The following is a 26350-nucleotide window of genomic DNA, read 5'->3' on the forward strand; positions in this document are numbered from 1 at the left end:
GGGTTCATCCTCGTCTCGTCTAGACTGTGGCGTTTCTACCGGGGGCCTACCTAAAAGAGTAGCGAATCCATTCTGGGGTGATAGAGCGTCCCACGACCCAGTTTGCGGGGGATTGGCGAACGTCGCGTGGTACATAATTACACGGCCGGCGACAGGTCGTCGAAGGCGAATCTCACGTGGTAGCAGGTGGCGCGCCGTCGCCCGATTTCTCCCCCGTTTCGCAAGTCTTATTTATCAACCCGACACTATCGAGTAACGCAGCAGCACGCCACGATACACACGGACTGCGCTGGTAGTGTAGTGGTATCACGTGACCTTGCCATGGTCACAACCTGGGTTCAAATCCCAGCCAGCGCACTTCCACCACATGCGTCGGTAGTGTAGTGGTATCACGTGACCTTGCCATGGTCACAACCTGGGTTCAAATCCCAGCCGACGCACTTTCTGAACGGAACCAAACGAGGAGTCGCCGGACTCCGAGTTTCCGTGGAGTGAAGAAGTGCGGCCAAGAGGGATTCTGAACCCGACCAGTCGCGCACAGCGAACGAAGTGAGCGAGCACGTCTGGGTTCGGTTCAAATCCCAGCCGACGCACTTCTGCCGAACACAAACCTCCGAGAGACCTCTGTGTCTCTCGGTCTTGCGAGGCTGCGTGCGGGACGCTGAGATTTGAACTAGCGAGCGAACGCGAGTGAGCGAGTGGAGTTCAAATCCCAGCCGACGCACTTCTACAACGAACCTACCTTCCGAGCGACCGCTGTGCGTGTCGCTCGGACTGTGAGTTGTGAATGCTGGACGCTGGGGTTTGAATCAGGGAGCGACGCGAACGGAGTGAGCAGAGCGACTGAGGTTCAAATCCCGTCTCACCGACTCGGCCGCTGGCCTCGCCGGTGCTCCTGAGTTCACCCCACAGTGTTCGGTGAACTCCCAGCCGACGCACTTCTCTCTGAACTCGACTCAGTCACCGACGCGTCCCGAAAACTCACGCTTCGTCCCGCGCCCGCCACCACCAGCCCATCGCGGCCACGCCGACGACGAGGACGACGACGGCGAGCGCGTCGAGGGCGTAGTTGAGCGGCGTTCCCGTCGGCACGGTCCCGGACTGCGTCACCTGTAAGAGGGCGTACGAGAGCCACGTGAGACACATCCCGACGAGGAGAACCGCCCGCGTGCCGGAGAGTTTCCCGCGCCGGTGCTGGATGGCCGTGCCTGCGAGGAGCAACAGGTACGCGACGAGCAGGGGAACGCCCCCGAAGTCGGCGAGCACGCTCACGGTTCCGTCGGGAACACCGCGAGGGGAATCACAGTCGCGAAGCCGGCGAGCAGTACGCCGAATCCGGATGGAGCGGCGCGGGAAGGGAGAGGGACCATACGCCACCTCCGCAGAGAACACACTAAAGGGTTGACACCACTCGCCTCGAGGGACGCCGGCCCCGCACGCGTGGGCGAAGAATCAGTACCCGAGCGTATCGATCGTCTCGATTCGCTCGATACCGTCGAGTTCGCAGAGGTCGGAGACGGCCGACTCAGCGAGCGAGACTACGATGCCGCCGAACTGGAGTTCGCGTTCGAGGCTGCCGCCGAGGGACTCGACGCGGGATTCGAGCGCGGCGCGGGCGTCGTCGTCGGCGGGTTCGACGCGGAGTGCCGCGACCGCGTCGTCGAGCGGGTCGTCGCGCATCCGGCGGACGGGGTGAGAGAGATACATACCCGGCGGTCGTCGCCCGGCGGGAAAACGGTCGCGGTCGGCCGATGGCCGGCCGCCGTCGACCGAGGGAAGCGGGTCAGTCTTCGGTGAAGTAGAACAGCGCCTCGCGACCCGCGCCGCAGTCGGGACACGCCGACGGGAACGCCGTCAGCGAGCCGAGTTCGCCGCAGTCGTCGCAGCGCCAGACGAGTCGCGCCTCGCCGAAGTCCTTCTCGGGCAGTCGCTGATGTTCGACGACGGTCGGCGGTCGAACCGCTCGAGACGCCGTCTCGGCGGTCGTCTCGACGGCCTCCCACCGCGCTCGTTCGCCGTCGAGCGGTTGCGCCGGCTCGGTCGGTCGCGCAGGTGTCTTTATTGCCATAGTGTCGCATACGCACGCCAGTCGCATAAACGCCCGTCGTCACTCCTCGTGACTGTCAGGCCACGAGGACCATCTGAGTTCCAGTCTGACGGGTCCCTCCGGGAGGAAACGGCTGGTCTCGGTGTCGGTGACGACCCGCTCTGGGCGGGGGAGCGTGACGGACTCGTCGCCGACGCGGAGCGTCAGGTCCTCGTCGGGAGCGGCCGCAACGAGGCGGTCGAGTCGTTCGATGGCCGCGGTCACCTCGCCGCGAGTCACCGCATCGGTCTGCGAATCGAGGGGGACGCCGCCGAACAGCGGGCGGACGTTCACGTCGCGCGAGCGGTTCGACAGCACCGCGTTGACGGCCGCGCCGAGGAGGATGACGAGCCCGCTGAAGTAGAGCCACGTCAGGAGGACGAGGATGCCGGCGACGACGCTCGACTCGGGGGCGCGGCTACTGAACTCGACGTAGAGCCGGAACAGCGACTCGAACGTCGTCAGCCCGACGGCGGCGACGAGCGTTCCGGGAACGACTTCGAGGGAGGTCACGTCCTCGTCGGGGAAGATGTAGTACATCGGGTAGAACGTCACGAACAGGACGGCGACGAGGAGGCCGCGGTAGACGACCCAGCCGAGTGCGCCGTCGAGCGCCGGGAGCGCGGACTCGATGAGCGCGCCGGCGACGACGGCGAGCGAGACGGTGACGAGCACGACGATGCCGTCCGAAAGCTGGTCGGCGAAGGTGTTGGCCGCCTCCGACTCGTAGATGTCCGAGAAGGCGGTGTCGAGACCGCGGAAGATGCGGAGCGTCCCCCACACCAACACGAGCGCCCCGACGACGGAGAGGCTCGCCAGTTGGGTCGACGACTCCAGTTCGGCGACGATAACGTCGCCCGCGCCGGGGGTCAGGACGGACTGGATGACGGCGATGACGCCCTCGCGGAGACCGCTGTCGCCGGTGGCGGAGACGGCTGCAAGGACGAGCAGAAACAGCGGTAACAGCGAGACGAACGCCCCGTAGGCGATGCTTCCCGCCATGAAGGTGAGCCGCTCGGTGCGCACCTCGTACACGATAGCCCGGCCGAGCGTGAGCGCTCTCGTCATGCGCGGATTCATGGGCGCTGATACGTCGGCAGACGAGAAAAGCGCGCTGCGCGGTCGGGTCAGCGGTGGCGGCTGTCGGTGGTGGCGGCCCTCGGCGGTGGGAGCTACCGACGGGCGGCGAAGACGGCGACCGCCAGCCCCAACACGGCACCCGTCACGGTCCACTCCACCGCGTAGCCGACCGCTCCGCCGATGGCCGAGCCGAGAGTCACCCCGCCGGCGACGTTCGCTCCCGCGACGAGCGCCATCCGAGTGAGTTCGCTCTGGAACATATCGGAATCTGTGGCTGTTCGAGGGGATAGCCTCGTCGGTTCCGTCGTCGATTCGGCCGACAGGTCACCCCGTTTTACTACCGCGTGGCGCGTTGGTTCGGCCATGACAGTCATCGCCATGTTGAGCGTCGCACCGGTCGTCGAAGGGAGCATGTCGGGCGAGGTCGCCAAGGCCGTCGCGGCCCTCGACGACTTCGAGGTGTCTTACGAGACGAACCCGATGGGGACGGTCATCGAGGCCGACGACATCGACGAACTGCTCGCGGCGGTCGGCGCGGCCCACAAGGCGGTCGACGGCGACCGCGTGAGCACGTTCCTGAAGATAGACGACAAGCGCACGAAAGACCAGACGGCCGCCGACAAGGTCGACGCCGTCGAAGCCCATCTCGGACGGGAAGCGAGAAGCGACCGCGAGTAGCGTCGCGGCTCACGGTCACGGCCCGCGGACCCGCCGCGCGGGTCCGGCGTTCGAGACACGAGACACGTCCACGCGACCCGCAGCAGTGGGTGACTGACAAACCCTTTAGCCGAAGGCGCGCAATCGCCTCGCATGGACAGCATCAATCGGATGGCCATCGAACTGGTCGACGAGGCACTCGACTTCGCCGGAGAGCTCGGCATCGAGGGCTACGAACTCGACTCGGGTGTGACGGTCATCGACTTCGGCGTCGACGCCGACGGCGGTGTCGAAGCGGGGATGCTCCTCGCGGAGATTCAGACCGCGGGTCTCGCCACGGTACAGACGCGGATGGGCGAGGTCGCCGGCACGCCCCGTCCGCACGTCGAACTCTCCACCGACCGCCCCGCGCTGGCCCTGCTCTGTTCGCAGAAGGCCGGCTGGGAGCTCACCTTCGACGACTTCGACGGCCTCGGCTCCGGCCCGGCGCGCGCGCTGGTCGGCGAGGAAGAGGAGTTCCACCACCTCGGCTACTACGACGAGTTCGACCTGACGGTCCTCGCCGTCGAGAGCATCGACCTCCCGACCGACGAAGTCGCGGAACACGTCGCGGAGACGACCGGCCTCGAACCGAGCGCCGTCTTCCTGCCGACCTACGCGACCGGCTCGCTCGTCGGGAGCGTCACGGGCGCGGCCCGCGCCGCCGAACTCGCCGTGTTCAACCTCTTCGAAGCGGGCTACGACCCGACGAACGTCCTCTCTATCAACGGCTCCGCCCCGCTCGCGCCCGTCAGCTACGACGAGAGCGTCGCCATGGGCCGGACGAACGACGCCGTCGCCTACGGCGGGCGCGTCCACGTCACCGTCAGCGAGGACTTCGACGAGTTCGACCGCGCGATTTCCACGGCCGGCCCGGACTACGGCGTCCCGTTCGAACAGCTGTTCGAGGACGCCGACTGGGACTTCGGCGCGGTCGACCCCGACGTGTTCGGCCCGGCGCAGGTCACGGTCGACGTGGTCGACGGCCCGACGTACACCCTCGGCGAGACCGACGAGGACGTGCTCGCCGACTCGTTCGGGCTGTGAGGCGCAAGCCGGTCCCGCCCGCGCCGGACGCCCTCGACCGGCTGTGGGACGCCCACCGCGCCGTTCCGCTGATTCCGGGCTCCGAAGACGACTGCTGCGGCCGAGTGGCGACCCGACTCGACGTGACGCCCGACGAGGGACGCGACTGGCTCGTGTTCTGTCAGTCGCTCGGGCTCGCCCGCGAGGTGAGCCGCGGCTTCGAGCGCGTCCGCGACGACCCCGACCCAGACGACCTGCGGCGCGCGTTCGAGGAGAACGTCTTCGGCGCGCGCGAGGCGCTCGACGCCCTCGACGACGAACCGAAGTCGGCGGACGCGGTGTTCGAGGCGTTCGAGCCGACCGTGCCGAACTGGGAGCGCCACCGCGACCCGGAGGGGTGGGAGTCGCGCTGGCGCGACAGAGTCGCCCGCCTCCTCGACTGGGCGGTGCTGTTCGACGCGGCGGCGAGAACATCGGACGGCTACGTCGCGGTCGAGCACTCGGCCTGACCGGTCGCCGGCGTCGAAGCGGCCGCCGGGACTCGTCTCTGTTTCTAGTCGACTTTCGTCACGGTTCCGACGCCCTTCGACCGCCCCTCGCGGAAGACGAATCGCTGGCCCTCCTCGACGAAGTACGAACGGAATTTGAACTCCACGCGAGTCGTGCCGGTGTCGCCCGGCAGGAGTCGTCCGCCGTCGGGGTGGAAGACGGCCGCCTCGGAGATGGTTTCGAGGTGGACGACCGGCTCGTAGCCCTCCTGAATCCGCGTCGGGTGGTTGAGCACCATCACGTCGGCTTCGAACTCGCGGACCGCCGTCGGCTCCGCGTCGGCCGGGAGGAGCACCATCCCGCGTTCGATTTCGGACTCGCGGACGCCCTTGAGCGCGATGCCGACGATGCGGCCGGCGTTGGCCCGGTCGACCCGGTGGTAGTGCATCTCGATGGAGCGGACCTCGACCTCGCGGAACTCGCCGTCCGACATCGGCCCCAAGAGGAGTTCGTCGCCGGCCTCGACAGCCCCGGAGTTGACCGTGCCCGAGGCGACCGCGCCGACGCCCGTGACCGAGTAGGTCCGGTCGATGTACATCTTGAAGTCGCCCTCGGCGGCGCTGCGCTTCGGGAGCGACTCGAACAACTGGTCGAGGTCGTCGAGACCGTCCATCGTCACCGCGCTCGTCGGGAACAGCGGGACGACCGACTCGCTTATCTCCTCGACGGCGGCCTCGACGCCGTGGCGCTCGACGCTCAGGGGCGTCCGACCAACGTCGCGGAGGAGTCGCTCGACCTCGCGTTCGACCTCGGCGGCGCGCTCCTCGGAGACGGCGTCGACCTTCGTGATGGCGACGACCGTCGGCAGTTCCATGGCGAGCAGGATGCCGAGGTGTTCGCGGGTCGTCCGCGTCGGGCCGTCGTCGGCGGCGACGACGAGCAGGCCGTAGTCGAGGCGCTGGCCGACGAGGCCGCGAATCGTCGTCCGGAGCCACGGCTCGTGGCCCACGGTATCGACGAACGAGACCAGTCGGTCGGCCTCCTGGACGATTTGCGCCCGGTCGGACTTCCGGTGGGGATTGCGCATGTGGACCGGCCCGTCGTCGGAAAAGCCGTAGACGGCGTACGAGAGGTCCGCCGACAGGCCGCGTTCGACCTCGTGGGGTTGGACGTCGAGGAACGACCGCGTGCTTCCGTTGCCGTTGTCGGCCTGTCCGGTCACGAGCGACCCGACGAGCGTCGATTTGCCGTGGTCGACGTGCCCCGCGGTGCCGACGACGATGTGGTCGTCGTCGACGTCGAGCATCGCGCCCTCGCGGATGGTCGCGACGCCGACGAGGCCGCGTTCGGCCGAGTCACCGACGCCCCACGTCTCCACGTCTTCGATGTGCGCCCCGGCCTCTTCGGCCAGAAGCGACAGCACGTCCATGGTCTCGGAGAAGTCGTCCGGTGGGATGCCGGCGATGCCGCCGTCGTCGGTGACGCCGACCACGTAGGTCGCCACGCCGTCGCCGGAGAGCACTCGGTGTCTGAGTTGAGCCGCGAGCGACTCCATCCGGCCGTCGGACAGGTGAACGGCGCGGGTGAGGCGTTCTTTGAACTCGACGTTTCCGCCTTCTTCCTCACCGCGCTCGAGGGCCTCGTCCAAGAGAGCCCGATCCGCGCTCATGGAAGCGGGTAGGAAACCGACCGTGAAAACGCTTTCCGCGGTAGCGATTGCCATGAGATTGTACCACAACCGAGACGGAAGCGACGCGGACGCGCCCGACGAGACGCGTGGCGGTCGACTGCGAGAGAAACCGAGACGAAGTCAGTCGGTCAGGCGCTCGTAGGCCCGGTTGACCTGTTTGAACGCCTCCTCGTCGCCGGTCTTCGAGTCCGGATGGGTCTCTTTGACCCGCTCGCGGTAGGCCGCTTTCACGTCGTCCGCGGAGGCGTCGCCGTCGAGGTCGAGCGTGTCGAGGGCTTGTTGTCGGCTCATGCCGCGCCGCGGCGGGCGGACGCTCGGCCCGTCACCGCGGGTTCGCTGTCGCCGCCGGCGGTCGCCGTCGAATCCGCCGTCGGGACCGGCGTTAGGGCCGAACCGCCCGGCACGCGGACCCTCTTGTGGGTCGTCGCGGGGACCCGCGCCGAAGCCACCGGTCTCCCGGCGGTCGCCTCGCCGTCGCTCCGACCGGAAACCGAACCCGCCGCGTCCGGCGTCGGCGCGGACGCGCGTCCGGCGGAACCGCTCGTGGAGGCGGCCGCTGACGTGGGCGTACATGAAGTACGTCGTCGCGCCGAAGGGGACGGCGACGAACAGCAACAAGAGCTGTCGGTAGGCGAACGCCAACACGACGAGGAGCATGGTGATACCCGCGAACACCGCCGCGAGCCCCATGACGAGTCGGTCTCGGTCCACGGGCGCAGTTAGGGTCGCACGGTGGTAAACGTCTCGCCGGGCGGCGACCGCCGGACGATTCGGCCGGGAAAATCGACCGCTTGCGTCGCCTCAGCGGTACTGGTTCAGCCGCTTTTTGAGGCGCTTTGCGGCCTGTCCGGCGGCCTTGTCGAAGTCCTCACCGTCGTCCTCGCCGGCGAAGATGATGCCGCGCGAGGAGTTCACGAGACCGACGCCGTCCGCGAGGCCGAACTCGACGGCGGCCTCGGCGTCGCCGCCCTGCGCCCCCACGCCGGGGACGAGAAACGGCAGGTCGGGCACCTGCTCGCGGAGGTGTTCCAGTTCGTCGGGACCGGTCGCGCCGACGACGAGGCCGACGTTTCCGTGTTCGTTCCAGAGGTCGCAGAGCGCCGCGACGCGCTCGTAGAGGGGTTCGCCCGTGTCGAGTTCGAGCGACTGGAGGTCGGAGCCGCCGGGGTTCGAGGTGCGACAGAGGACGAACACGCCCTTGTCTTCCCGCGAGAGGAACGGCTGGATGGAGTCGCGGCCCATGTAGGGGTTGACCGTGATGGCGTCGGCGTCGTCGAGCAGGTCGGCGTACTTGCGGGTCGTGTTGCCGATGTCGGCGCGCTTGGCGTCCAGCAGGACCGGCACGCCCTTCCCGTGGGCGTAGGCGATAGTTTCCCGCAGGGAGCGCCAGCCGTCTTCGTCCTCGTAGAACGCCGCGTTCGGCTTGAACGCCGCGGCGTGCTCGTGGGTCGCGTCGATGATGCGGCGGTTGAACGCCCAACGCGGCAGGTCCTTGTCGAGGAGATGCTCGGGGATGCGGTGGATGTCGGCGTCGAGACCGACCGAGACGACGCTGTCTGTCGCCTCGATGCGGTCGCGGAGGTCGTCGAAGAAGCCCATTGCCCGCGAGTGCGACGACCGACAGTAAGGGGTTTTCCCTTCGGCGTGGGCGGCGGGCCTCCCGCGCACCGAGCGCGCTGGCCGCCCCACCCCGAACCCTCAGACGGGTCGCTCGACCGTCCAGAGCAAGCCCGCGCCGACGACGAGCACCCCGCCGAAGAGGGCGAGCGCGCCGGCCGGCGAGAGGGCGTCGGCGACGACCCCGCCGGCGAGTTCGAACGGGACGACAGCGAGCGAGTAGAGCATCCCGGCGGCCGAGAGGACGGTCGCGCGCCCGACCGAGTCCACCCGGTCGTTGACGTACTGGTTCCCGAGGACGGACGAGACGTTCGTGACGCCGCGGACGACCGCGAACGCGGGGAAGGCCAGCGGCCCGAAAAGCGGGACCGACGCGTAGGCGACCGCGAGCACGAGCGGCGAGGCGAGGAACCACCGGCGGACGCCGACGCGGGATTCGACCCAGCCGGCGCGGAACGTCGCCGCGGCCGCGACGAGCGAGAACAGCGCGTAGGAGGCGCTGACGGCGGTGTTCGTCGCCGTCGCGGGGACGCCGAGGTCGAGCGCCACGTCGCGGAGAATCGGCTGGTCGAAGATGTACACCATGTTGGCGACGCCGAACAGGAGCGCGAAGTAGGCGACGAAGCCGCGGAGCGGCGGGCGCGAGAGCTTCTCGCGGATGACCCGAAGCGCCGTCCGCGGCGTGAAGTCGCCGCCGGTCGCGCCCGTCTCGGGGACCGACAGCAGAATCGGGACGCCCAGCGCCGTCACCGCGGCGGTGGCGAAGAAGGGGACCGCGTAGTTCGTCGCGTCGGCGAGGAGGCCCCCGGCGAGGGTCGTCACCGCGCCGATTGCGAGGCCGACGCCGGTGGCGCGCCCGCGGACGGCGGCGAACTCGTGGGTCTCGTCGGTCTCGGCCAAGAGGTCGTAGAGCCACGCGTCGTCGCTGCCGGACCGGAACGTCTGGCCGACCGCCCACGCGCCGTAGACGACCGCGAGTTGGAGAAACGTCTCGGACAGCCCCATCGCCGCGGTCGAGACGGCGATGACGGCCGTGCCGAGGGCCATCGCGCTCCGGCGGCCCAGTCGGTCGCCGAGGTAGCCGGTCGGTATCTCGGCCGCGACGAGCGCGAGCCACCAGACGCTGTTGAGCGCGCCCACTTCAGCGAACGAGAGGCCCCGCGAGCGGACGAACAGAATCCAGATGGCAGTCGTGAACGAGACGAACTCGGTCGTCTTGTAGGCGTAGTACTTCGCGACCGGAGAGCGCAGCCGGGCGGTGACGGGCCACGAAGTCATCGTCCCATGGTCTCGACACGACGCAAAGAACGTGTGGATTCGACCGGCGGCGGTGTCCGGGTCGAGCGAAACGCCCGCTGTTCACCCGGTCCGGAAGGAGAAGTCGGAACTCGGCGCGCTGTGGGTGAGCCACCCCATCGACACCACGTCGACGCCGGTGTCGGCGTAGGCGGGGAGCGTCTCTAGCGTGATGTCCCCGCTGGCCTCCGAGATGACGCCTTCGGGGAGTCGGGAGACGCCCTCGCGGACCGCCTCGGGCGGGAGGTTGTCGAACAGGACGATATCGGCCCCGGCGGCCGCGGCGCGCTCGCCCATCTCGGGCGTCTCGACTTCGACTTCGAGTTTCGTCGCGAACGACTTGCGCGCGGCGAAGCGGCGGACGGCCGCCTCCAACCCGAGTTCGGCGATGTGGTTGTCCTTGACCATCACCATCCCCGAGAGCGTGAGGCGGTGGGTGTCGCCGCCGCCGGCGACGACGGCGCGCTTTTCGACGCCGCGGAGGCCGGGGGTGGTCTTGCGGGTCGCGGCGACCCGAACCGAATCGGAAACCTCGCGGGCGGCGGCGACGGCCTCGCGGGTCGTGGTGGCGACGCCGGAGGCGTGGCCGACGACGTTGGCGGCGACGCGCTCGCCGCGGAGGACGTTCCGGGCGTCGCCGTCGACCCGCAGGACTTCGTCGCCCGATTCGACCGCGTCGCCGGCCGCGACCGCTTTCTCGGCCTCGACGCCGAGGGAGTCGAAGACGGCGACGGCGGCGTCGAGACCGGCGGCGACCGCCGGCTCTTTGGCCACGAGTCGCCCGGTGGTGTCGCCGGGCACGTCGTTCGTCACGTCGCGGTGGCCGACGTCCTCGGCCAGCCAGCGCTCGACCGTCTCAGTCGTCAGCACTCGGCGTCACCCCCCGTCCGGCGTCGTCGCTTCCGTCGCTTCCGTCGCCCCCATCGCGTCCGTCCGGGTCGACGAGCGAGTGACAGCCGGCCGATGGCGCGTCGGCGGCCGCGCGGGCGACGAGGAGCGACGAGACGCAGGCGTTCCGGAGTTCGTAGACGGACCGCGAGACGCGGGTGCGGGCGTAGGCGTCGACCTCGCCCTTCAGGCGACGGAGTCGCGCTCGGGCGGTGTCGAGGCCGTCGGGCGTGCGCTCGATGCCGACGAGCTCGTCCATCGTCCGCCCGAGGCGGTCGAACTTCGCGTCCGCGAAGGCGTCGGGGAGCGCCGGGTCGGAGTCGCGCGGCGGCGCGTACTCGACGGTCTCGGCCTCGTCGCGACCCCGGTCGGCCGCCGTTTCGCCGGCGCGGACGCCCCAGACGAGGCCTTCGAGCAGGCTGGTCGAGGCGAGTCGGTTCGCGCCGTGGACGCCGGTGCGGGCGCACTCGCCGGCGGCGAACAGCCGAGGGAGGGAGGCCCTCCCGCGGTCGTCGACGGCGACGCCGCCGCAGAGGAAGTGCTCGCTCGGCGCGACCGGGATGCCGGCGTCGAGGTCGACGCCGCGGTCGTCGCAGAGCGCCGCGAGGTCGGGGAACTCATCGCGGAAGTCGAGGTCGGACACGTCGAGGACGACGCGGCCGGACCGGTCGCGGGCGCGGGAGACGGCGCGGGCGACCACGTCTCGGGGGGCGAGTTCGGCGTCTTCGTGCACGTCGGGCATGAAGCGGCGGCCGTCGGCGTCGCGCAGGACCGCTCCCTCGCCGCGAACGGCCTCGCTGACGAGGAACGGTTGCGCGTCGTCGTCGGCCCGTTGGTCAGTCCGAGGGTCGTACGCCGTCGGGTGGAACTGGACGTACTGCATGTCCGAGACGGTCGCGCCGGCGAGCGCGGCCATCGCCACGCCGTCGCCGGTCGCGCCCGCGGGGTTGGTCGACCGGGCGTAACAGTCCCCGATGCCGCCGGTGGCGAGGACCGTCGCCCCGGCGAACACCGGTTCGACCTCGCCGTCCGCGAGGACGGTCGCGCCGCGGACGGTCCCCTCCTCGGTCAGGAAGTCGAGGGCCATCGCGTCCTCCACGATTCGCACGCCGTCGCGGGCCGAGAGGTGCTTCAGGAACGGCCGAAGGACGTGCGCGCCGGTGCTGGCGTCGACGTGGAGGATGCGGCGGCTGGAGTGGCCCGCCTCGCGGGCGAGGTCGAAGGAGTTGGTGTCGGCATTAGCTTCGGCGTCGGCGTCAGTGCCCTCGCCCACCGCGTCGAACGCGACGCCGAGCGTGTCCAACAGCACGTCCTCGACGACGGCGCGGGACTCGGAGACGAGCGTCTCGACCGCCTCGGGGTCGGCGGTGCCGTCGCTCGCCCGGCGGATGTCGGCGGCGAACTCCGCGGGCGCGGACTGGGTGACGGCGATGCCGCCCTGCGCCCAGTCGGACGCGGCGTCCTCGGGTTCGGTCGCCTTCGTGACGACGAGCACGTCGGCCCCCTCGCGGGCGGCGGCGAGGGCGGCGGCGCAGCCGGCGATGCCGGAGCCGACGACGAGCACGTCGGCCTTCATAGTTCGAGCATGCGGTCGAGCGCGACCGCGGCGAGTTCTTTCTCCTCGGGCGCGACCTCGACGACGTTGGGTTCGCGGCCCGCGGCGAGCTCTTCGAGCACCCACGTCAGGTAATTCGGGTCGACCTGTCGCATGGCGTTGCAGTCCATGCAGGCGTCGCCGCAGAGGGGGCGCACGTCGACCTCGGGATGCCAGCGCGCGAGGTGTCGCGCGAGGTGAACCTCGGTGCCGATGGCCCACGTCTCGCCGGGGTCGGCGTTCGCGACGACGTCGCAGATGTGGCTCGTGGAGCCGACCTCGTCGGCGGCCGCGACGACGCTCGGGCGGCACTCGGGGTGGACGACGACCTTCGCGCCGTCGGCCTGCGCTTCTTCGACGTGGTCGACGCGGAAGCGTTCGTGGACCTGACAGTAGCCGTCCCAGAGGATGACTTCGGCGTCGCCGAGCTCCGGGATGTCGGGGTCCAGCTCGTCGGCAGCGCCCATCGACTCGGTCACGTCGCCGGCCCACGGGTCCCACTCGACCACCTCGTCGATGCCGAGGTCGTCGGCCGTGTTGCGCCCGAGGTGTTTGTCGGGCAGGAACAGCACGGCGTCGCCGCGCTCGAACGCCCACTCGAAGGCGTCGGCGGCGTTCGAGGAGGTGCAGATGAGCCCGCCGTGAGAGGCGCAAAACGCCTTCAGGTCGGCGTAGGAGTTCATGTACGTCACGGGGACGATGTCCTTGCCGCCGCTCTCTTCGACGAGCGTCTCCCACGCGGAGTCGACCTGCACGGCCTCGGCCATCCCGGCCATCGGACACGACGCCTCCATCGACGGGAGAATCACCGTCTGGTCGTCGTCGGTGATGATGTCCGCGCTCTCGGCCATGAACGTCACGCCGGCGAAGACGACGTAGTCGGCGTCCGACTCGGCGGCGCGCTTCGAGAGTTCGTAGGAGTCGCCGACGAAGTCCGCGTGCTCGACGATTTCGCGTCGCTGGTAGTTGTGTCCGAGGACGATAACCCGGTCACCCAATGCCTCGCGGGCGGCGGCGATTCGCCGGGAGCGGGCGGCCTCGTCGAGGTCGCGGTGGCTCTCCGGTAGCTGTTCGAGCGTGTCGTATTTGAACAGGCTGAGCTCCGACTCGAACCCGACCGACTGTAATTCAACCACGATTGGTCACCACGGTAGCAGTCCAATCAGTGGGCCTTATTGAAAAATATTTTTCTTCAATACTCGCTACTCATCAGTAAAAATTCTCTACACTATCGATTCGCTGGTGGTAAATACGCCCGATGGGACATTAGAAGCCGAATACAGTCGTTGCCCGTCCGAAGAACAATTTTGTTCAAAGATACGCCGCCGTCGGTGGCGATTACTCGTTCAGTCGCGTTCGAAGACGACGCGACCGTCCACGATGGTCATCGAGACCGCGATATCGCGAATCGAGTCGGCCTCCCACGGCGACTCGTCGAGGACGACGAGGTCGGCGGCGTTCCCGACCGCGACGGTCCCCAGTCGGTCCTCGTCGAAGCCGGCGTAGGCCGCCCCGGCGGTGTACGCCCGAAGCGCCTCGGTGACGGTGAGCGACTGGTCTGGGTTCGGGTGGTCGGTGGCGAGGTCGACGCCGAGCAGCGGCCCGAGCGGCATGCAGTCGCTCCCGAACGCGAGGTCCACGCCGGCGTCGAGCAGGTCGCGGTAGCGGTTGGTCCGCAGGCGCCGCTCCCCGAGGCGCGCGTCGTAGAGGCCGCCCTCGTCGGCCCACTTCAGGAAGTTCGGCTGGACCGAGGCGACGACGCCCGACTCGGCGAACCGCTCGATTGCCTCGTCGGACGCGAGTTCGACGTGTTCGACCCGATGGCGGGCCGCGCCGGGGTCGTCGGTCTCCGCGTACGCGTCGAGCACCGCGTCGACGGCCGCGTCACCGATGGCGTGTGCGGTGAGTTGATAGCCCGATTCGTCGGCGTCGGCGACGAGGTCGCGGAGGTCCTCGGGGGCGACGACCCACTGGCCCGTCTCCTCGTCGGTCGCGTCGGGGTCCGCCGCGGCGTCGGCGTAGGGCTCGGTGAGCTTCGCGGTCCGCCCGCCGAAGCTCCCGTCGGTGAACGTCTTTATCGCCCCGACGGTGACGAGGCCGCCGCGGCTCCCGCCCCCGTGGTTCGTCCGCAGGCCGACCTCGCGGAGCGCGTCGAGGTGGTCGGACCAGTAGTTGATGCGGACGCGGAGCGCAAGTTCGCCGGCCTCGTCGAGGTCGCGGTAGACCTCGGGCGCGCGGGAGCCCCGGACCATGTCGTGGACGCCGGTGACGCCGCGGGCGGTCGCGTACGACTGCGCCGCGCGGACGAGGTCCGCCATCTCCTCGCGGCCCGGTTCGGTCGCCTCGCGAAGCACGTCGACCGCGCCCTCGACGACGACGCCCGTCGGTTCGCCGGCGGTGTCGCCATCGCCGCCGTCAGCGCCGTCACCGCCGTCTCCGTCTCCGGCGGTCTGGACGCCCGAATCGGGCATCTCGTCGGCGTGGCGGTCGAGGACGACCGAGTTGACGCCGGCGGTGTGGAGGTCCTCGCGGAAGGCCACGACGGGACGCGACTCGGAGACGGCGTCGAGGTCGTCGCGGGTGAGGTATCTCGAGTCGTCCCACGTGCTCTCGTCGTAGCCGTAGCCGAGCACCCAGCCGGCCTCGTCGCCGGTCTCGTCGTCGGATTCGACCTCGGCGGCGCGCTCGCGGAGCAGTTCGACCGCCTCCGCCGGGGAGTCGGCGGCGGAGAGGTCGGCGTGGACGAGCGAGCGGCCGACCATCGGGAGGTGCGTGTGGGCGTCGATGAAGCCGGGGAGGACGACGCGGCCGCCGCAGTCGACGACCCGCGTCTCGACGCCGGCGAGCAGTTCCACGTCGAACGCGCGGCCGACGCGGACGACCTCGCCGTCGCGGACGGCGACGGCTTCGTGCGTCTCGTCGGGCGACCCGAGGGTGTGTACCTCCGCGTTCGTCAGTACGAGGTCCGCTGCCGCGGTCATACGTTCGACCCCGACGCGGGAGGGCAAAACGGTTCGGGAGGCGGCGGGGTGGCCGAGCGGCGGTCGGTCGTCGCGGGTGACGCCGGCCGGGTCGGTGGCGGCCGTTGGAAGAACCGGAACGCGTTAGGGCCGGCGCGGGAAACGTCGGAGCATGACAGACGCCGCGTCCCTCGCAGACCGCGTTCGGGAGGGCGACCTCCGCCTCCACGAGCTCGAAGCGCACGCCGACGCCGACACCGCCGCCGAGGCGCGCCGGTTGCTCGTCGAAGAGCAGTCCGGCGCGTCGCTCGACGCGGTCGGGAACTACGGCTTCCCCGCGGAGGCCGCCGAGTCGGCCATCGAGAACATGGTCGGCGCGATTCAGGTGCCGATGGGCGTCGCCGGCCCCGTCAGCGTCGACGGCGGCTCCGTCGCCGGCGAGAAGTACCTCCCCCTCGCGACCACCGAGGGCGCGCTCCTCGCGTCGGTCAACCGCGGCTGCTCGGTCATCAACAGCGCCGGCGGCGCGACCGCCCGCGTCCTCAAGTCCGGGATGACCCGCGCGCCGGTGTTCCGCGTCGCCGACGTTGCCGAGGCCGAGGCGCTCGTCTCGTGGACCCGCGACAACTTCGCGGCGCTGAAGGAGGCCGCGGAGGAGACGACGAACCACGGCGAACTCCTCGACGTGACGCCGTACGTCGTCGGCAACTCCGTGTACCTGCGGTTCCGCTACGACACCAAGGACGCGATGGGGATGAACATGGCAACCATCGCCACCGAGGCCGCTTGCGGCGTCGTCGAAGACGAGACGGCCGCCTCGCTCGTCGCCCTCTCGGGCAACCTCTGTTCCGACAAGAAGCCCGCCGCCATCAACGCCGTCGAGGGGCGCGGCCGGAGCGTCACCGCCGACGTTCGAATCCCGCGCGAGGTCGTCGAAGAACGCTTGCACACCACGCCCGAAGCGGTCGCGGAACTCAACACACGCAAGAACCTGGTCGGCTCCGCGAAGGCCGCGAGCCTCGGGTTCAACGCCCACGTCGCCAACGTCGTCGCCGCGATGTTCCTCGCCACCGGGCAGGACGAGGCGCAGGTCGTCGAGGGGTCGAACGCCATCACGACCGCCGAGGTGCAGGACGGCGACCTCTACGTCTCGGTCTCCATCGCCTCCCTCGAAGTCGGCACCGTCGGCGGCGGCACGAAACTCCCGACGCAGTCCGAGGGCCTCGATATCCTCGGCGTCAGCGGCGGCGGCGACCCCGCCGGCTCCAACGCCGACGCCCTCGCGGAATGCATCGCCGTCGGCTCCCTCGCGGGCGAACTCTCCCTTCTCTCCGCGCTCGCCTCGCGGCACCTCTCCAGCGCCCACGCCGAACTCGGTCGGTAACTCGAATCCGGTTTCAGTTTCGCCGGCACCGGACACAGTTGAACTGCGTTTCTCAGCCCGTTCTCGGACTATACCTGCGTATTCGCAGCTCTCTGTTTACTTTCACTTTCACTCCGCACCCGTGGGTCGCGTTTATTCCGTTTCCGCGGAAACGATGAAAATGCGTCCGTCGGGGAGCACCCGCGGGCGTGTCCACACCCCATCCCCTCCCATGCCACTCTTCACACGCGGTACCGACCCCGAATCGCCCGACGAGTACGACGACGCGCGGCGGGTGGCGCTCGCGCTCAGGCTGGTGAAACTGGCGCTCGGCGTCGTCGCCTCCGCGCTGACCGTGGCGAAGCTCCTCGGCGCGCTCTGAGGTGCTCGCGCTCGCGGACCCGCTGGCCGGTCGCTCGCCCGCGCCGAATCTCAGACCAGTCGGTGTCGCCCCCGCGACTCGGACACTTCGCCGCGCCGCCGGAGTTTGTCGAGCAGATCGCGGGCGCGGTCCGCCGGGACGCCCCGTTCGACCGCGGCCGCGACGATTTCCTCTTCGGTCGGCCGGTCGCCGTCCCGTATCGCCTCGCGGACGACCGTCAGGCGGTCGGGCGACCCCGACGACGAGTCCCGCCCCCGCGCGGCGGCCTCGCCAGCCTCGAACACCTCGTCGGCGTCGAGCCCCGAGCCTTCGAGGTACTCGCGGTCGTCGACGCCCGACTCCTCGACTCGCCGGTCGAGTTCCGAGACGTGGTCGACCTGCGCGAACGCCTCGCTGTCGCCGTGTTTCTTCGCCAACAGCGCCGACCGCGCCTGTCGCGCGGCGTCCCTGTCGTCGGACTCGAAGAAGCGCCGGAGCTTCTTCGTCTGGTGTCGCCTGCCGCACCGCGGACACGTCGCCGTCTTCGACCCGTCGGGGTCCGAAAGCAGCCACATGTTCGCGCAGTCCGTACACCCCACGACCGCGTACATACGTCGGTGTTCCGCGGCGGCGGATTTGAACGTTCGGGAGCGCGAGCGACCGCGGACCCCGACGCGGTGCCGACCCCCGCGGAGTCTCCCCGGCGGCGTCTCCCCGGCGGATTTATCTTCGCTCCCCGTGGCGTGTCACCATGGACCGAGTTTCTGTCGACGACGCGCCGTCCGCCGAGGCGGCCGACGACGTGTTCCTCTCGCTTCTCGCGGGCGGCGAGGAGCTGAACGTCCAGCACTTCCGCATCGAACCCGGCGCGGCGGTCCCGGTTCACGACCACCCCCACGAGCAGGTCGGCTACATCGTCGCCGGCGAACTGACGTTCCTCGTCGGGGACGAGGGCGAGGAACTCGTCGTCGGCCCCGGCGATTCCTACTCGCTCGCGGGCGGCGAACCCCACGGCGCGGAGAACCGCGGCGACGAGACCGTCGTCGGCATCGACGTGTTCTCGCCGCCGCGGGCCAACCCGCCGTGGCTGGACTGAGTCGAGCGCGAACCGCCACCCGGACTAAACTCTCCGTGCGGTGCGTTTCGGGGGAGTTAGAGCCTCTCGAACGAGTGGCTTGGGTCGGCTCAGCCGCGACGTGTAAGGAGAAAGCATTTATCAAACCCGTGTCATCACTCAGTAGACGGTAGTCCCTAACTATGCCCTCCCAACGCGTACTCTCACCATGGACAGCGTACGGCGCGCCGAACACCCCGGTCAGCACGTCGAGCAGCGGGCAACGATGAGCCACTCGAAGCTCGCGCGCGAGCCGTGGCTGTGGGCGTTCGTCGGCGTCTGGGCCGCGGTCGTCAGCGCGCTCCACTTCGGCGGGCTCGCGTACGACATCTACACGCGCATCTGGTGGTGGGACGTGCTCACCCACTCCCTTTCGGGCTTCGGCGTCGCGGGCGTGTTGTTCCTCGTGTTCCCGCAGACGTTCCGCGGCGCTCGCGCCCCGGCGGTCGTCGCGGCCACTCTCCTCGCCATCGGCGCGGGGTTCGAGGTGTACGAGTACCTGTTCAAGGACTTCTGGTGGGGCTGGTCGATGGCCTACTACGCCGAAGACACCGCGATAGACCTCGTGGTCAACGTGGCCGGCGGCCTCGGCTTTTTCGCCTTCATCGAAGGTATCTTCTGGTCGCGGGGGCAGGCGGACGCCCGCCGCGGCGACTCGCCGCCGCGCTCAACTCACGTCCGCTCGGACGGCGGCGAGACGCCGGACGACGACCGCCGCTCGAACCGCTGACTCGACCGCGATGCCCCCGTCGGCGGGGTTAATTTAACCCCAAACGTGTTGCTCCGTCGAGATAACGTACATATCGATGATGTCCTATCTCTCGTCTATGCGTCCGCTCGCAGGAGATACGGCACAGCACTCCGCCACCGCAGTCGACCCGCCCCGCCTACCGCCCCGTCTACCGACCCGCGCATGCTGAGACGAACGCTGAACGAGACGGTGTTGGCCGGCTGGGAAGAACGCCCCCGAGAGATGGCTGCCGTCGCCGTGTTCGGGAGCGTCGTCACCGTGACGCACTTCACGAGCATGGCGCTGTTTCTCTACACGCGCATCTGGTGGTGGGACATTCTCGTCCACGCCGCCTCCGGGTTCGGCGTCGCGGCGATTCTCTACGTCCTCAATCCCCGCCTGCTCCACTCGCGGCTCGCGCTCCTCGTCGTCCTCCCGATGGCCGTCGCCGCGATCGGGACGTGGTTCGAGGTGTACGAGCGGCTCTTCACCGGCTTTTGGGTCGAGTGGCCCCGCTCGGTCTACCTGGAAGACACGGCCGTCGATATCGTCGCCGACACCGCCGGCGCGGTCGTCTTCGGCGTCGTCAGACCGCTGTGGAACCGGATTCGTCGCTGGCGGGACCCGAACCGACTGTAAGCGGCGCGAAACGAGTGCGGCGTCGGTGCCGCGAGAGAGAAGTTGTGTGAGCGCTTACGCGAGTTCGTGAATGTATCCAGAAATCGAAGATTTCTGGCTGCTCAAAGAGTTGGCTTAAGCTAACTCTTTGATGTTCTCGACGACCTTGTCGGCGTACTCGCTCGTGGCGAGCTTGTTGCCGCCCTCGATCTGGCGTTCGAGGTCGTAGGTCACGTCGCCGTCCGAGATGGTCTTCTCGACGGCGTCGCGGATGAGCTTACCGGCGTCCTTCCAGCCCATGTACTCGAACATGAGACGGCCGGAGAGAATCATCGCGGTCGGGTTGACCTTGTCCTCGCCGGCGTACTTGGGTGCGGAGCCGTGGACGGGCTCTGCGAGACAGAGGCCCTCACCGAAGTTCGCACCGGGGGCGATGCCGAGGCCGCCAATCTGCGCGCCGGCGGCGTCGGACATGTAGTCGCCGTTGAGGTTCATCGTGGCGATGACGTCGTAGTCGGCGGTGCGGGTCAGGAGCTGCTGGAGCATGTTGTCCGCGATGCGGTCCTTGACGACGACCTTGTCCTCGGGCTTCTCGCCGTCGTACTCCTCCCAGAGCTCGTCTTCCGTGATGGTGACGTCGTCGAACTCCTCTTCTGCGAGTTCGTAGCCCCAGTCGCGGAACGCGCCCTCGGTGAACTTCATGATGTTACCCTTGTGGACGAGGGTGACGGAGTCGCGGTCGTTTTCGAGGGCGTACTCGATGGCCTCGCGGACGAGGCGCTTCGTCCCGAACTCGGTGATGGGCTTGATGCCGATGCCGACGGGGCCGTCGTGGATGACGCCGTCCGCGCCCATCTCCTCTTCGACGAACTCCTTGACCTGCTGGACCTCGTCGGTACCGGCTTCCCACTCGATGCCGGCGTACACGTCCTCGGTGTTCTCGCGGAACGTGACCATGTCCATCGCCGAGGGGTTCTTGACGGGCGACGGGACGCCGTCGAGGTGGTAGGTCGGGCGGACGTTCGCGTAGAGGTCGAGCTTCTTGCGGAGCGCGACGTTGAGCGAGCGGAAGCCCGCACCGACGGGCGTCGTGAGCGGGCCCTTGATGGCGACGCGGTGGTTGCGAATGGCGCTTACCGTGTCTTCCGGGAGGTTCTCGTCGTACTTGTCGCGGGCGGACGAACCGGCGTAGACGCGCATCCAAGAGACAGAGCGGCCGGTCGCTTCGGCGGCGGCGTCGAGGACCTTCTGTGCGGCGGGGCCGACGTCCGTTCCGATTCCGTCGCCGTGGATGATCGGAATAATCGGATTGTCGGGGACGGAGAGCTCGCCCGTCTCCTCGTCGACCGTGATTTTCTCGCCGTCGTCCGGAACCTCAATCTGGTCGTAGCTCATGAACATTTTGGGTTTTCCAGTGCGGTGTAAAAGTCCTGCCGTTATCGACGGCGAACTGCAAATATCGCTCCATTCGGCGGTCGATACGTTTACACCCGCGCTCGGGAGACACTCGCGTATGCGAATTATCCTTCACGGCGGGGCCGGCGGCATCCCCGGCGAACCGGAGCCCAGACAGGCCGTCTTGGACGACGCGGCCGACGCGGGCGCGAGCGAGTCCGACCCGCTTTCGGCGGTCGAGACCGCGGTCCGCGTCCTCGAATCCGACCGCCGGTTCAACGCCGGCGTCGGCGGCGCGGTCCAGTCCGACGGCGTCGTCCGCACCGACGCGGGCGTCATGCTGAGCGACCGCCAAGTCGGCGCAGCCGCCGGAATGGAGGGCGTCGAACACGCCGTCTCCGTCGCGCGGGCGGTCCTCGAAGACACCCCGCACGTCCTCCTGACGGGCGAGCCGGCGGTCGAGTTCGCCGCCGACGCGGGCGTCGAGACCGGCGTCGACCTCTTCACCGACGAGACCCGCGAGCGCTGGGCGAACGCGGACGCCCCCGATGGCTCGCCCAGCGAACACCTCGCGTGGCTGGCCGACCGATTCGGCGGTAGCACGAGCGACCCGACGGCCGAGGCGGGAGACGGCTACCTCCCGACGAACGAGGGAACCTCAGCAAGCGGTGACCGCTCGGCTCGCAACGCTCGCCTTCCCGGTCACGACAATTCCGAGGAGACCTCGGCAGGCAGTGACCGCTCGGCTCGCAACGCTCGCCTTCCCGGTCACGACACGGTCGGGGCGGTCGCCACCGACGGCGAGATGTTCGCCTCCGCGACCTCGACCGGCGGCCGCTGGTTCGCTCTCGCGGGTCGCGTCGGCGACGTGCCGCAAATCGGCTCGGGCTTCTACGCCTCCCCGGCCGGCGGCGCGTCGACCACGGGAGCGGGCGAAGACATCGCGCGCGTGACGCTCGCGCGCCGCGCCGTCGGCCACCTCGAGCGCGGCTGCGACGCCCAGACCGCGGCCGACCTCGCCATCGCGGAGTTCGGCGAACTCACCGGGTCGTCGGCGGGAATCATCCTCCTCGACGACGAGGGCTTCGGCTCGGCGTACAACTCCGACGGGATGCAGACCAGCACCGCGTCGAACTGAGGTCGTCGCGGCCGGCGGCGACCGCGTTCCGGTCGCGCTGGCCGTCGCCGCCACGGTTTACTCGATTCAGGCCGTTGAATCTCTCATGAGCGATTGGACCGCGGCCGACGTTCCCGACCTCTCCGGGAAGACCGTCGTCGTCACCGGCGCGAACAGCGGCCTCGGCTTCGAGGCGACGCGCGCCTTCGCGGAGAAGGGCGCGCACGTCGTCATGGCCTGCCGAAGCCTCGACCGCGGCGCGGACGCGATGGCCGACATCCGCGAGTCGGTGCCGGCGGCCTCGCTGACGCTCTCGGAACTCGACCTCGCAGACCTCGACTCGGTCCGACAGTTCGCCGACGAGTTCGCCGCCGAACACGGGTCGCTGCACGTCCTCTGCAACAACGCCGGCGTGATGGCGATTCCCCGGCGAGAGACCGCACAGGGCTTCGAGACGCAGTTCGGCGTCAACCACCTCGGCCACTTCGCCCTGAGCGCCCGCCTGTTCCCGACGCTCCGCGACACGCCCGGCGAGACGCGGCTCGTCACGATGTCGAGCGGCCTCCACGAGCGCGGTCGGATGGAGTTCGACGACCTGCAAGGCGAACGCGACTACGACGAGTGGGACGCCTACGCCCAGAGCAAGCTCTCGAACCTGCTTTTCGCGTTCGAACTCGACCGCCGGCTGACCGCCGCGGGCATCGACGACGTGCTGAGCGTGGGCGCGCACCCGGGGTACGCGGCCACGAACCTCCAGTTCCGCGGCCCCGAGGCCTCCGGGTCGACGCTCCGGTACTGGATGAGCAAGCTCGGCAACGCGATATTCGCCCAGTCGGCCGAGATGGGCGCGCTCCCGCTCCTGTACGCCGCCACGTCGCCGGCCGTCGAAAGCGGGGAGTACGTCGGCCCGCAGGGGCTGTTCGGCATGCGCGGCACCCCCGGCATCGCGGAGCCGAGCGACCGCGCCAGAGACCCCGAGACCGCCGCCCGGCTCTGGGACGTGTCGGAGGAGCTCACCGACACGCGGTTCCGGCTGGCCTGATTCACCACCTGTCTCGGACGAGCGCCGGGAGGCGAGACGGCCAAATACTGCGGCGTGCTATCTACTCCCGTGACCGAATCAACGCCGACAATCACCCGGAGCGTCGCCGACGCTCTCGTCTCCACCTGCCGAACGACCCTCGGGGACTCCCTGCGGAGCGTCGTCCACTTCACCCGCGACGACTTCGACGTGCTGTACGTCCGACGGGACCTCCACGACGGCGACGAGGCCGCGGCGCGCGCAGCGAGCGCCGGACTCGTCGAGAGCGAGCGCACCGGATTCGGCCCGCGAGAGACCTACAACGCCGGCGCGACCGGCGCGACCTCCGACTTCGGCGAGTACGAGTTCACCCTGCGCGTCTTCTCGGACGGCTTCGTCGGCCGCGTCGTGGGCGGCGACCGCGGCGTCATCGTCACCACCGACGAACTCGAACTCTCGGAGTTCGAGGAGATGGAAGTCGCGCTCCGCCGGATGCTCGAAACGACCACCGCCGGGTGAATCGACTCGCCGGCGGGCGTGACGACTCGTCGAGCGCTGTCGGTCCCGTTCGTCGCGCGTTCGGTGTCTACACTCCCTCGACGAGTCGCTCTAGCTGCTCCGGCGGCACCGCTCCTCGCGCGGCGTAGCCCTCGTACGCGAAGGTTGGGACACCGGTGACGCCGTGCTGCTGGGCCTCACTGAATCGTTCGCGCACTTCGGCCCGAAGCGTTTCGTCGTCGAGCGCGGACGCGACTTCCTCGCCGTCGATGCCCACCGATTCGGCGAGTTCGACGAGCACCGCCTCGTCGCCGATGTCTTTGCCGTCCTGCCAGAGCGCCTCGAAGACCGACTCGTCGAACGCGAGCCACGTCTCGTAGTCGGCGTGTCCCTTCAGGTAGTACGAGACGATTTGCGCCGGCAGCGAGTCAACGTCGGTCCCGAGGTCAAGCGTCATCTCGACGTCGTACCGTTCTTGTAACCGACGGACCCCCTGCTTCGCTTGCTCGTAGTAGTCTTCGCCTTTGCCGTCGTCGACCGAGAAGTCGATGCTTCCATCGGGCCGACGCTTCTGACTCCGCAGGTCGAACGGGTGCCAGTCGATATCGAGCTCCTCGTCTCTCGTCTCCTGATACTGCGACAGGGACTGTCTTCCGAGATAACAGAAGGGACACACGTAGTCCGAGTAGACCGTTATCGTCTGGTCGGCGTCTGAACTCATGCGTATTTGTCTTTTCTACGGTTACAAAAACGACGCGGTCGCTGGCGACACGTTCGGATACCGTCGCGACTGATATCGTCGCGACTGAGAGCAGGGCGGAAGCGCCCGCGAGGAGGGAATCCGACCGACTCAGCGTCCGAACAGACGCTGTCTGAGGCTTCGTTCGGTGGCGCGCTCCACCAAGAGAACCGAGTGGTCGGTGTCGTTGACCACGTCGAGGTGCAACGAGTCGGTCAGGAGTCGAGTGAGGAGCCCCCGTTCGGTCGCGCCCATCAACACCATCGAGTGGCTGTCGGCCCGGTCCGCGATGGCTCGTTCGATGTCGCCGGTGTCGTCGACGATTCGCGTCGCGTCCTGAAGGTCGTGTTCGGTCGCCCAGTCGGAGAGGAACGCCTCGCCCCGTTCGCGCTCGTCCGGACCGTCGACGACGTGGAGGAGCGTCACCTCCGACCCGACGACCGAGCGGAGGGATTTCGCGACCTCGGCGCTGAGCGCCGAGTGGGGGCTATCGACCGTCGGCAAGAGGAGTCGACTGGTGTCGTAGTTCCGGTCGTTGAGGACGAGGAAATCACAGGGCAGGCGACTCGTCAACTCGCTCATCGTCCGTTCTGCACGCCCTCCCGACCAGATTCGGTCGTTGCTCCAACCCATGACGACGAGGTCGGCGTCTTTGCGGCTGGCGACGGTGAATATCTCCTCGAACGAGCGGTGTGAGACGACCGTTGACGTCTGGGCTTCGATGTCGTAGCCGGCGACGCGTTCGCGGGCGTCTTCGAGCTGTTCGTTGGAGTGTGCGATAATCCGTTGGTTCTGTGCGGCACCGTAGCGTTGCGAGACGCGCGAGGGAACTTGCACCACGTGGACGATATCGACGATGGCGTCTTCTTTCGACTTCGCGAGCGCACAGGCGAGTTCGACGACGTGCGACTCGGTCCGCGGGTTCGCGATGGGGACGACGACCCGGTAGGAGTCCGTGTGGTCGTCCGTTCCCTCTTCGGTCTCGATGAGCGGGACGTACGACCGACCGGCGAGTCCGCCCAGCGCCCACTCACGAATCGAAAGCTGGCGTTTCGCACCCTCGAAACGTGCGGATTCTAACCGGTTTTCCGTCGTCTGGAAGTAGTTGACGACGGTGACGAGGACGACGCCGCCGAAGGTGTTGCCCAAGAGCACGGGGACGACGAACTCGGTCAGGCCGACGGAGAACGCCAGCTGGCCGTTCATCACGAGGTAGACCATCTCGGTGTAGGAGACGACGACGTGGAAGAGCCCACCCAGCGGAACCGCGAGGAACGCGAGGTAGACGACGGCGAGACGAGAGATAGTGTCGCGGGCGGCGAAAGTGACCCAGACGACGCCGGCGACGATGAGGCCGGCGAACGCGGCCTTGAAGAAGAGACTCCACCACGGCGTCTCGACGCCTTTCTGAGCGAGTTCGAGCGCCGCGTTCGCGGCCTCCGGCGAGAGAACGCCGCCGAAGGCGAGGGCGGCCGCACCGAGCGTCCCGCCGAAGAGGTTCCCCGCGAGGACGACGACCCAGTTACGCAAGAGCGCGGGAATACTGGCCAACCGCTCCAGCGTCAGCGCGACCGGCGGGAGCGTGTTCTCGGTGTAGAGCTGATAGCCCCCGATGATGATGTAGATGAACCCGAGCGGGTAGAGCATCGCGCTTAACACCGGTTCGCCGCCGGTGGACGCTTTCATCGAGACGTAGAGGAGGAACGTAATCGTAATCGCGAACCCCGCGGCGAGGGCGCTGAAGAACAGCTCCCGCGCGCCGGAGGTTATCTCCTCGTCCGCGGCCGCGACGATGCGCTGGAACACCTCGTCGGACGAAAATCGGTCGCGAACCACCGAACCGACCGCCGGCGCACCGCTTCGTGACCGTTCGACGGCCTCGCGAACGGATTCGTCGAGCTCCGTCGACTCGGGGTCTGTCATTGGTGCGGTGGTTTTCGAACAAACCGTTCTAAACGTACCGGTTCAGGCT

28 protein-coding genes and 2 tRNA genes are annotated in these 26350 nt (G+C 68.7%); 13 read left to right on the forward strand and 17 right to left on the reverse strand.

What is annotated here, in order from left to right:
• Window positions 1–286: 286 nt before the first annotated feature.
• Together E4P24_RS13020 and E4P24_RS13025 are read left to right on the forward strand one after the other, a co-directional pair.
• Window positions 287–357 (forward strand) — tRNA-Gly (locus E4P24_RS13020).
• A gap of 12 nt (window positions 358–369) precedes the next feature.
• Window positions 370–440, forward strand: a tRNA-Gly gene (locus tag E4P24_RS13025).
• 541 nt (window positions 441–981) lie between these two features.
• On the opposite strand, the gene E4P24_RS13030 is transcribed toward E4P24_RS13025, so the two are convergent.
• The 5 genes from E4P24_RS13030 to E4P24_RS13050 all read right to left on the reverse strand — a co-directional run bounded on the left by E4P24_RS13030 (window position 982) and on the right by E4P24_RS13050 (window position 3426).
• Entirely contained in the window at window positions 982–1272 is a 291-nt protein-coding gene (locus tag E4P24_RS13030; protein WP_004062412.1) for a hypothetical protein, read from the reverse strand.
• 180 nt (window positions 1273–1452) lie between these two features.
• Complete coding sequence (locus E4P24_RS13035) at window positions 1453–1707, reverse strand: hypothetical protein (RefSeq protein ID WP_188148561.1); 255 nt, start codon at window positions 1705–1707, stop codon at window positions 1453–1455.
• Window positions 1708–1783: 76 nt separating this feature from the next.
• Complete coding sequence (locus tag E4P24_RS13040; protein WP_006601451.1) at window positions 1784–2068, reverse strand: hypothetical protein; 285 nt, start codon at window positions 2066–2068, stop codon at window positions 1784–1786.
• A 39-nt stretch (window positions 2069–2107) separates the two neighbouring features.
• Window positions 2108–3166: a YihY/virulence factor BrkB family protein gene (locus E4P24_RS13045; protein ID WP_115802877.1), complete on the reverse strand. Its 1059-nt coding sequence runs from the start codon at window positions 3164–3166 to the stop codon at window positions 2108–2110.
• Window positions 3167–3258: 92 nt separating this feature from the next.
• A complete protein-coding gene (locus tag E4P24_RS13050; RefSeq protein ID WP_155821754.1) occupies window positions 3259–3426 on the reverse strand; it encodes a hypothetical protein in 168 nt (55 codons plus the stop codon).
• Window positions 3427–3529: 103 nt separating this feature from the next.
• On the opposite strand from E4P24_RS13050, the gene E4P24_RS13055 reads away from it, so the two are divergent.
• The 3 genes from E4P24_RS13055 (at window position 3530) to E4P24_RS13065 (ending at window position 5397) form a co-directional block, all read left to right on the forward strand.
• Window positions 3530–3844, forward strand: a complete 315-nt coding sequence (locus E4P24_RS13055) for an MTH1187 family thiamine-binding protein (protein ID WP_004062408.1) — start codon at window positions 3530–3532, stop codon at window positions 3842–3844.
• A 132-nt stretch (window positions 3845–3976) separates the two neighbouring features.
• The gene (mch, locus tag E4P24_RS13060) at window positions 3977–4909 is read left to right on the forward strand and encodes a methenyltetrahydromethanopterin cyclohydrolase (RefSeq protein ID WP_188148562.1); all 933 of its coding nucleotides are present in this window, start codon (window positions 3977–3979) and stop codon (window positions 4907–4909) included.
• The gene (locus E4P24_RS13065) at window positions 4906–5397 is read left to right on the forward strand and encodes a hypothetical protein (RefSeq protein WP_115802876.1); all 492 of its coding nucleotides are present in this window, start codon (window positions 4906–4908) and stop codon (window positions 5395–5397) included. The genes mch and E4P24_RS13065 overlap by 4 nt, the downstream gene beginning before the upstream one ends.
• A gap of 44 nt (window positions 5398–5441) precedes the next feature.
• Here the strand turns inward: E4P24_RS13065 and E4P24_RS13070 are convergent, their stop codons facing one another.
• The 8 genes from E4P24_RS13070 to E4P24_RS13105 form a co-directional block, all read right to left on the reverse strand.
• Window positions 5442–7046: a GTPBP1 family GTP-binding protein gene (locus tag E4P24_RS13070; protein WP_115802875.1), complete on the reverse strand. Its 1605-nt coding sequence runs from the start codon at window positions 7044–7046 to the stop codon at window positions 5442–5444.
• Between the two features lie 141 nt (window positions 7047–7187).
• Entirely contained in the window at window positions 7188–7778 is a 591-nt protein-coding gene (locus E4P24_RS13075; RefSeq protein WP_115802874.1) for a J domain-containing protein, read from the reverse strand.
• A 90-nt stretch (window positions 7779–7868) separates the two neighbouring features.
• Window positions 7869–8666, reverse strand: coding sequence for an orotidine-5'-phosphate decarboxylase (gene pyrF, locus E4P24_RS13080; protein WP_115802873.1), 798 nt, complete (start codon window positions 8664–8666; stop codon window positions 7869–7871).
• Window positions 8667–8765: 99 nt separating this feature from the next.
• On the reverse strand, window positions 8766–9962 hold the full coding sequence (locus E4P24_RS13085) for an MFS transporter (protein WP_188148563.1): 1197 nt from the start codon (window positions 9960–9962) through the stop codon (window positions 8766–8768).
• A gap of 81 nt (window positions 9963–10043) precedes the next feature.
• Window positions 10044–10850: a carboxylating nicotinate-nucleotide diphosphorylase gene (gene nadC, locus E4P24_RS13090; protein ID WP_008608656.1), complete on the reverse strand. Its 807-nt coding sequence runs from the start codon at window positions 10848–10850 to the stop codon at window positions 10044–10046.
• A complete protein-coding gene (locus E4P24_RS13095) occupies window positions 10837–12444 on the reverse strand; it encodes an L-aspartate oxidase (protein WP_188148564.1) in 1608 nt (535 codons plus the stop codon). The genes nadC and E4P24_RS13095 overlap by 14 nt, the downstream gene beginning before the upstream one ends.
• Entirely contained in the window at window positions 12441–13598 is a 1158-nt protein-coding gene (gene nadA / locus E4P24_RS13100; RefSeq protein WP_004062399.1) for a quinolinate synthase NadA, read from the reverse strand. The genes E4P24_RS13095 and nadA overlap by 4 nt, the downstream gene beginning before the upstream one ends.
• Before the next feature lie 210 nt (window positions 13599–13808).
• Window positions 13809–15443: an amidohydrolase gene (locus E4P24_RS13105; RefSeq protein WP_115802869.1), complete on the reverse strand. Its 1635-nt coding sequence runs from the start codon at window positions 15441–15443 to the stop codon at window positions 13809–13811.
• A gap of 151 nt (window positions 15444–15594) precedes the next feature.
• Here E4P24_RS13105 and hmgA point away from each other — a divergent pair, with 151 nt between their 5' ends.
• Window positions 15595–16806: a hydroxymethylglutaryl-CoA reductase (NADPH) gene (gene hmgA, locus E4P24_RS13110; RefSeq protein ID WP_188148565.1), complete on the forward strand. Its 1212-nt coding sequence runs from the start codon at window positions 15595–15597 to the stop codon at window positions 16804–16806.
• Between the two features lie 211 nt (window positions 16807–17017).
• On the forward strand, window positions 17018–17167 hold the full coding sequence (locus E4P24_RS13115) for a hypothetical protein (RefSeq protein WP_155821820.1): 150 nt from the start codon (window positions 17018–17020) through the stop codon (window positions 17165–17167).
• 50 nt (window positions 17168–17217) lie between these two features.
• On the opposite strand, the gene E4P24_RS13120 is transcribed toward E4P24_RS13115, so the two are convergent.
• On the reverse strand, window positions 17218–17757 hold the full coding sequence (locus E4P24_RS13120) for a DUF5817 domain-containing protein (RefSeq protein WP_008608001.1): 540 nt from the start codon (window positions 17755–17757) through the stop codon (window positions 17218–17220).
• Window positions 17758–17897: 140 nt separating this feature from the next.
• On the opposite strand from E4P24_RS13120, the gene E4P24_RS13125 reads away from it, so the two are divergent.
• The 3 genes from E4P24_RS13125 to E4P24_RS13135 all read left to right on the forward strand — a co-directional run bounded on the left by E4P24_RS13125 (window position 17898) and on the right by E4P24_RS13135 (window position 19629).
• Window positions 17898–18242, forward strand: a complete 345-nt coding sequence (locus E4P24_RS13125; RefSeq protein ID WP_115861826.1) for a cupin domain-containing protein — start codon at window positions 17898–17900, stop codon at window positions 18240–18242.
• Between the two features lie 244 nt (window positions 18243–18486).
• Window positions 18487–18990 (forward strand): hypothetical protein, encoded by a 504-nt coding sequence (locus tag E4P24_RS13130; protein WP_115803318.1) that lies wholly within the window; start codon window positions 18487–18489, stop codon window positions 18988–18990.
• Window positions 18991–19173: 183 nt separating this feature from the next.
• Window positions 19174–19629, forward strand: coding sequence for a hypothetical protein (locus E4P24_RS13135; RefSeq protein ID WP_008575886.1), 456 nt, complete (start codon window positions 19174–19176; stop codon window positions 19627–19629).
• 114 nt (window positions 19630–19743) lie between these two features.
• Here E4P24_RS13135 and icd read toward each other — a convergent pair whose 3' ends face one another.
• Window positions 19744–21003, reverse strand: coding sequence for an isocitrate dehydrogenase (NADP(+)) (gene icd / locus E4P24_RS13140; RefSeq protein WP_004062392.1), 1260 nt, complete (start codon window positions 21001–21003; stop codon window positions 19744–19746).
• Window positions 21004–21121: 118 nt separating this feature from the next.
• Here icd and E4P24_RS13145 point away from each other — a divergent pair, with 118 nt between their 5' ends.
• From E4P24_RS13145 to E4P24_RS13155, 3 genes are all read left to right on the forward strand, one after another.
• On the forward strand, window positions 21122–22141 hold the full coding sequence (locus E4P24_RS13145; protein WP_188148566.1) for an isoaspartyl peptidase/L-asparaginase: 1020 nt from the start codon (window positions 21122–21124) through the stop codon (window positions 22139–22141).
• A gap of 85 nt (window positions 22142–22226) precedes the next feature.
• On the forward strand, window positions 22227–23162 hold the full coding sequence (locus E4P24_RS13150; RefSeq protein WP_004062390.1) for an oxidoreductase: 936 nt from the start codon (window positions 22227–22229) through the stop codon (window positions 23160–23162).
• Window positions 23163–23231: 69 nt separating this feature from the next.
• Window positions 23232–23660: a hypothetical protein gene (locus E4P24_RS13155; protein ID WP_188148567.1), complete on the forward strand. Its 429-nt coding sequence runs from the start codon at window positions 23232–23234 to the stop codon at window positions 23658–23660.
• 67 nt (window positions 23661–23727) lie between these two features.
• On the opposite strand, the gene E4P24_RS13160 is transcribed toward E4P24_RS13155, so the two are convergent.
• A complete protein-coding gene (locus tag E4P24_RS13160; RefSeq protein WP_188148568.1) occupies window positions 23728–24360 on the reverse strand; it encodes a DsbA family protein in 633 nt (210 codons plus the stop codon).
• Between the two features lie 129 nt (window positions 24361–24489).
• A complete protein-coding gene (locus E4P24_RS13165; RefSeq protein WP_188148569.1) occupies window positions 24490–26301 on the reverse strand; it encodes a formate/nitrite transporter family protein in 1812 nt (603 codons plus the stop codon).
• Between the last annotated feature and the right edge of the window lie 49 nt (window positions 26302–26350).

Origin of the sequence: Haloferax sp. AS1 (assembly GCF_014530665.1) — an archaeon.
Lineage (GTDB): Archaea > Halobacteriota > Halobacteria > Halobacteriales > Haloferacaceae > Haloferax > Haloferax volcanii.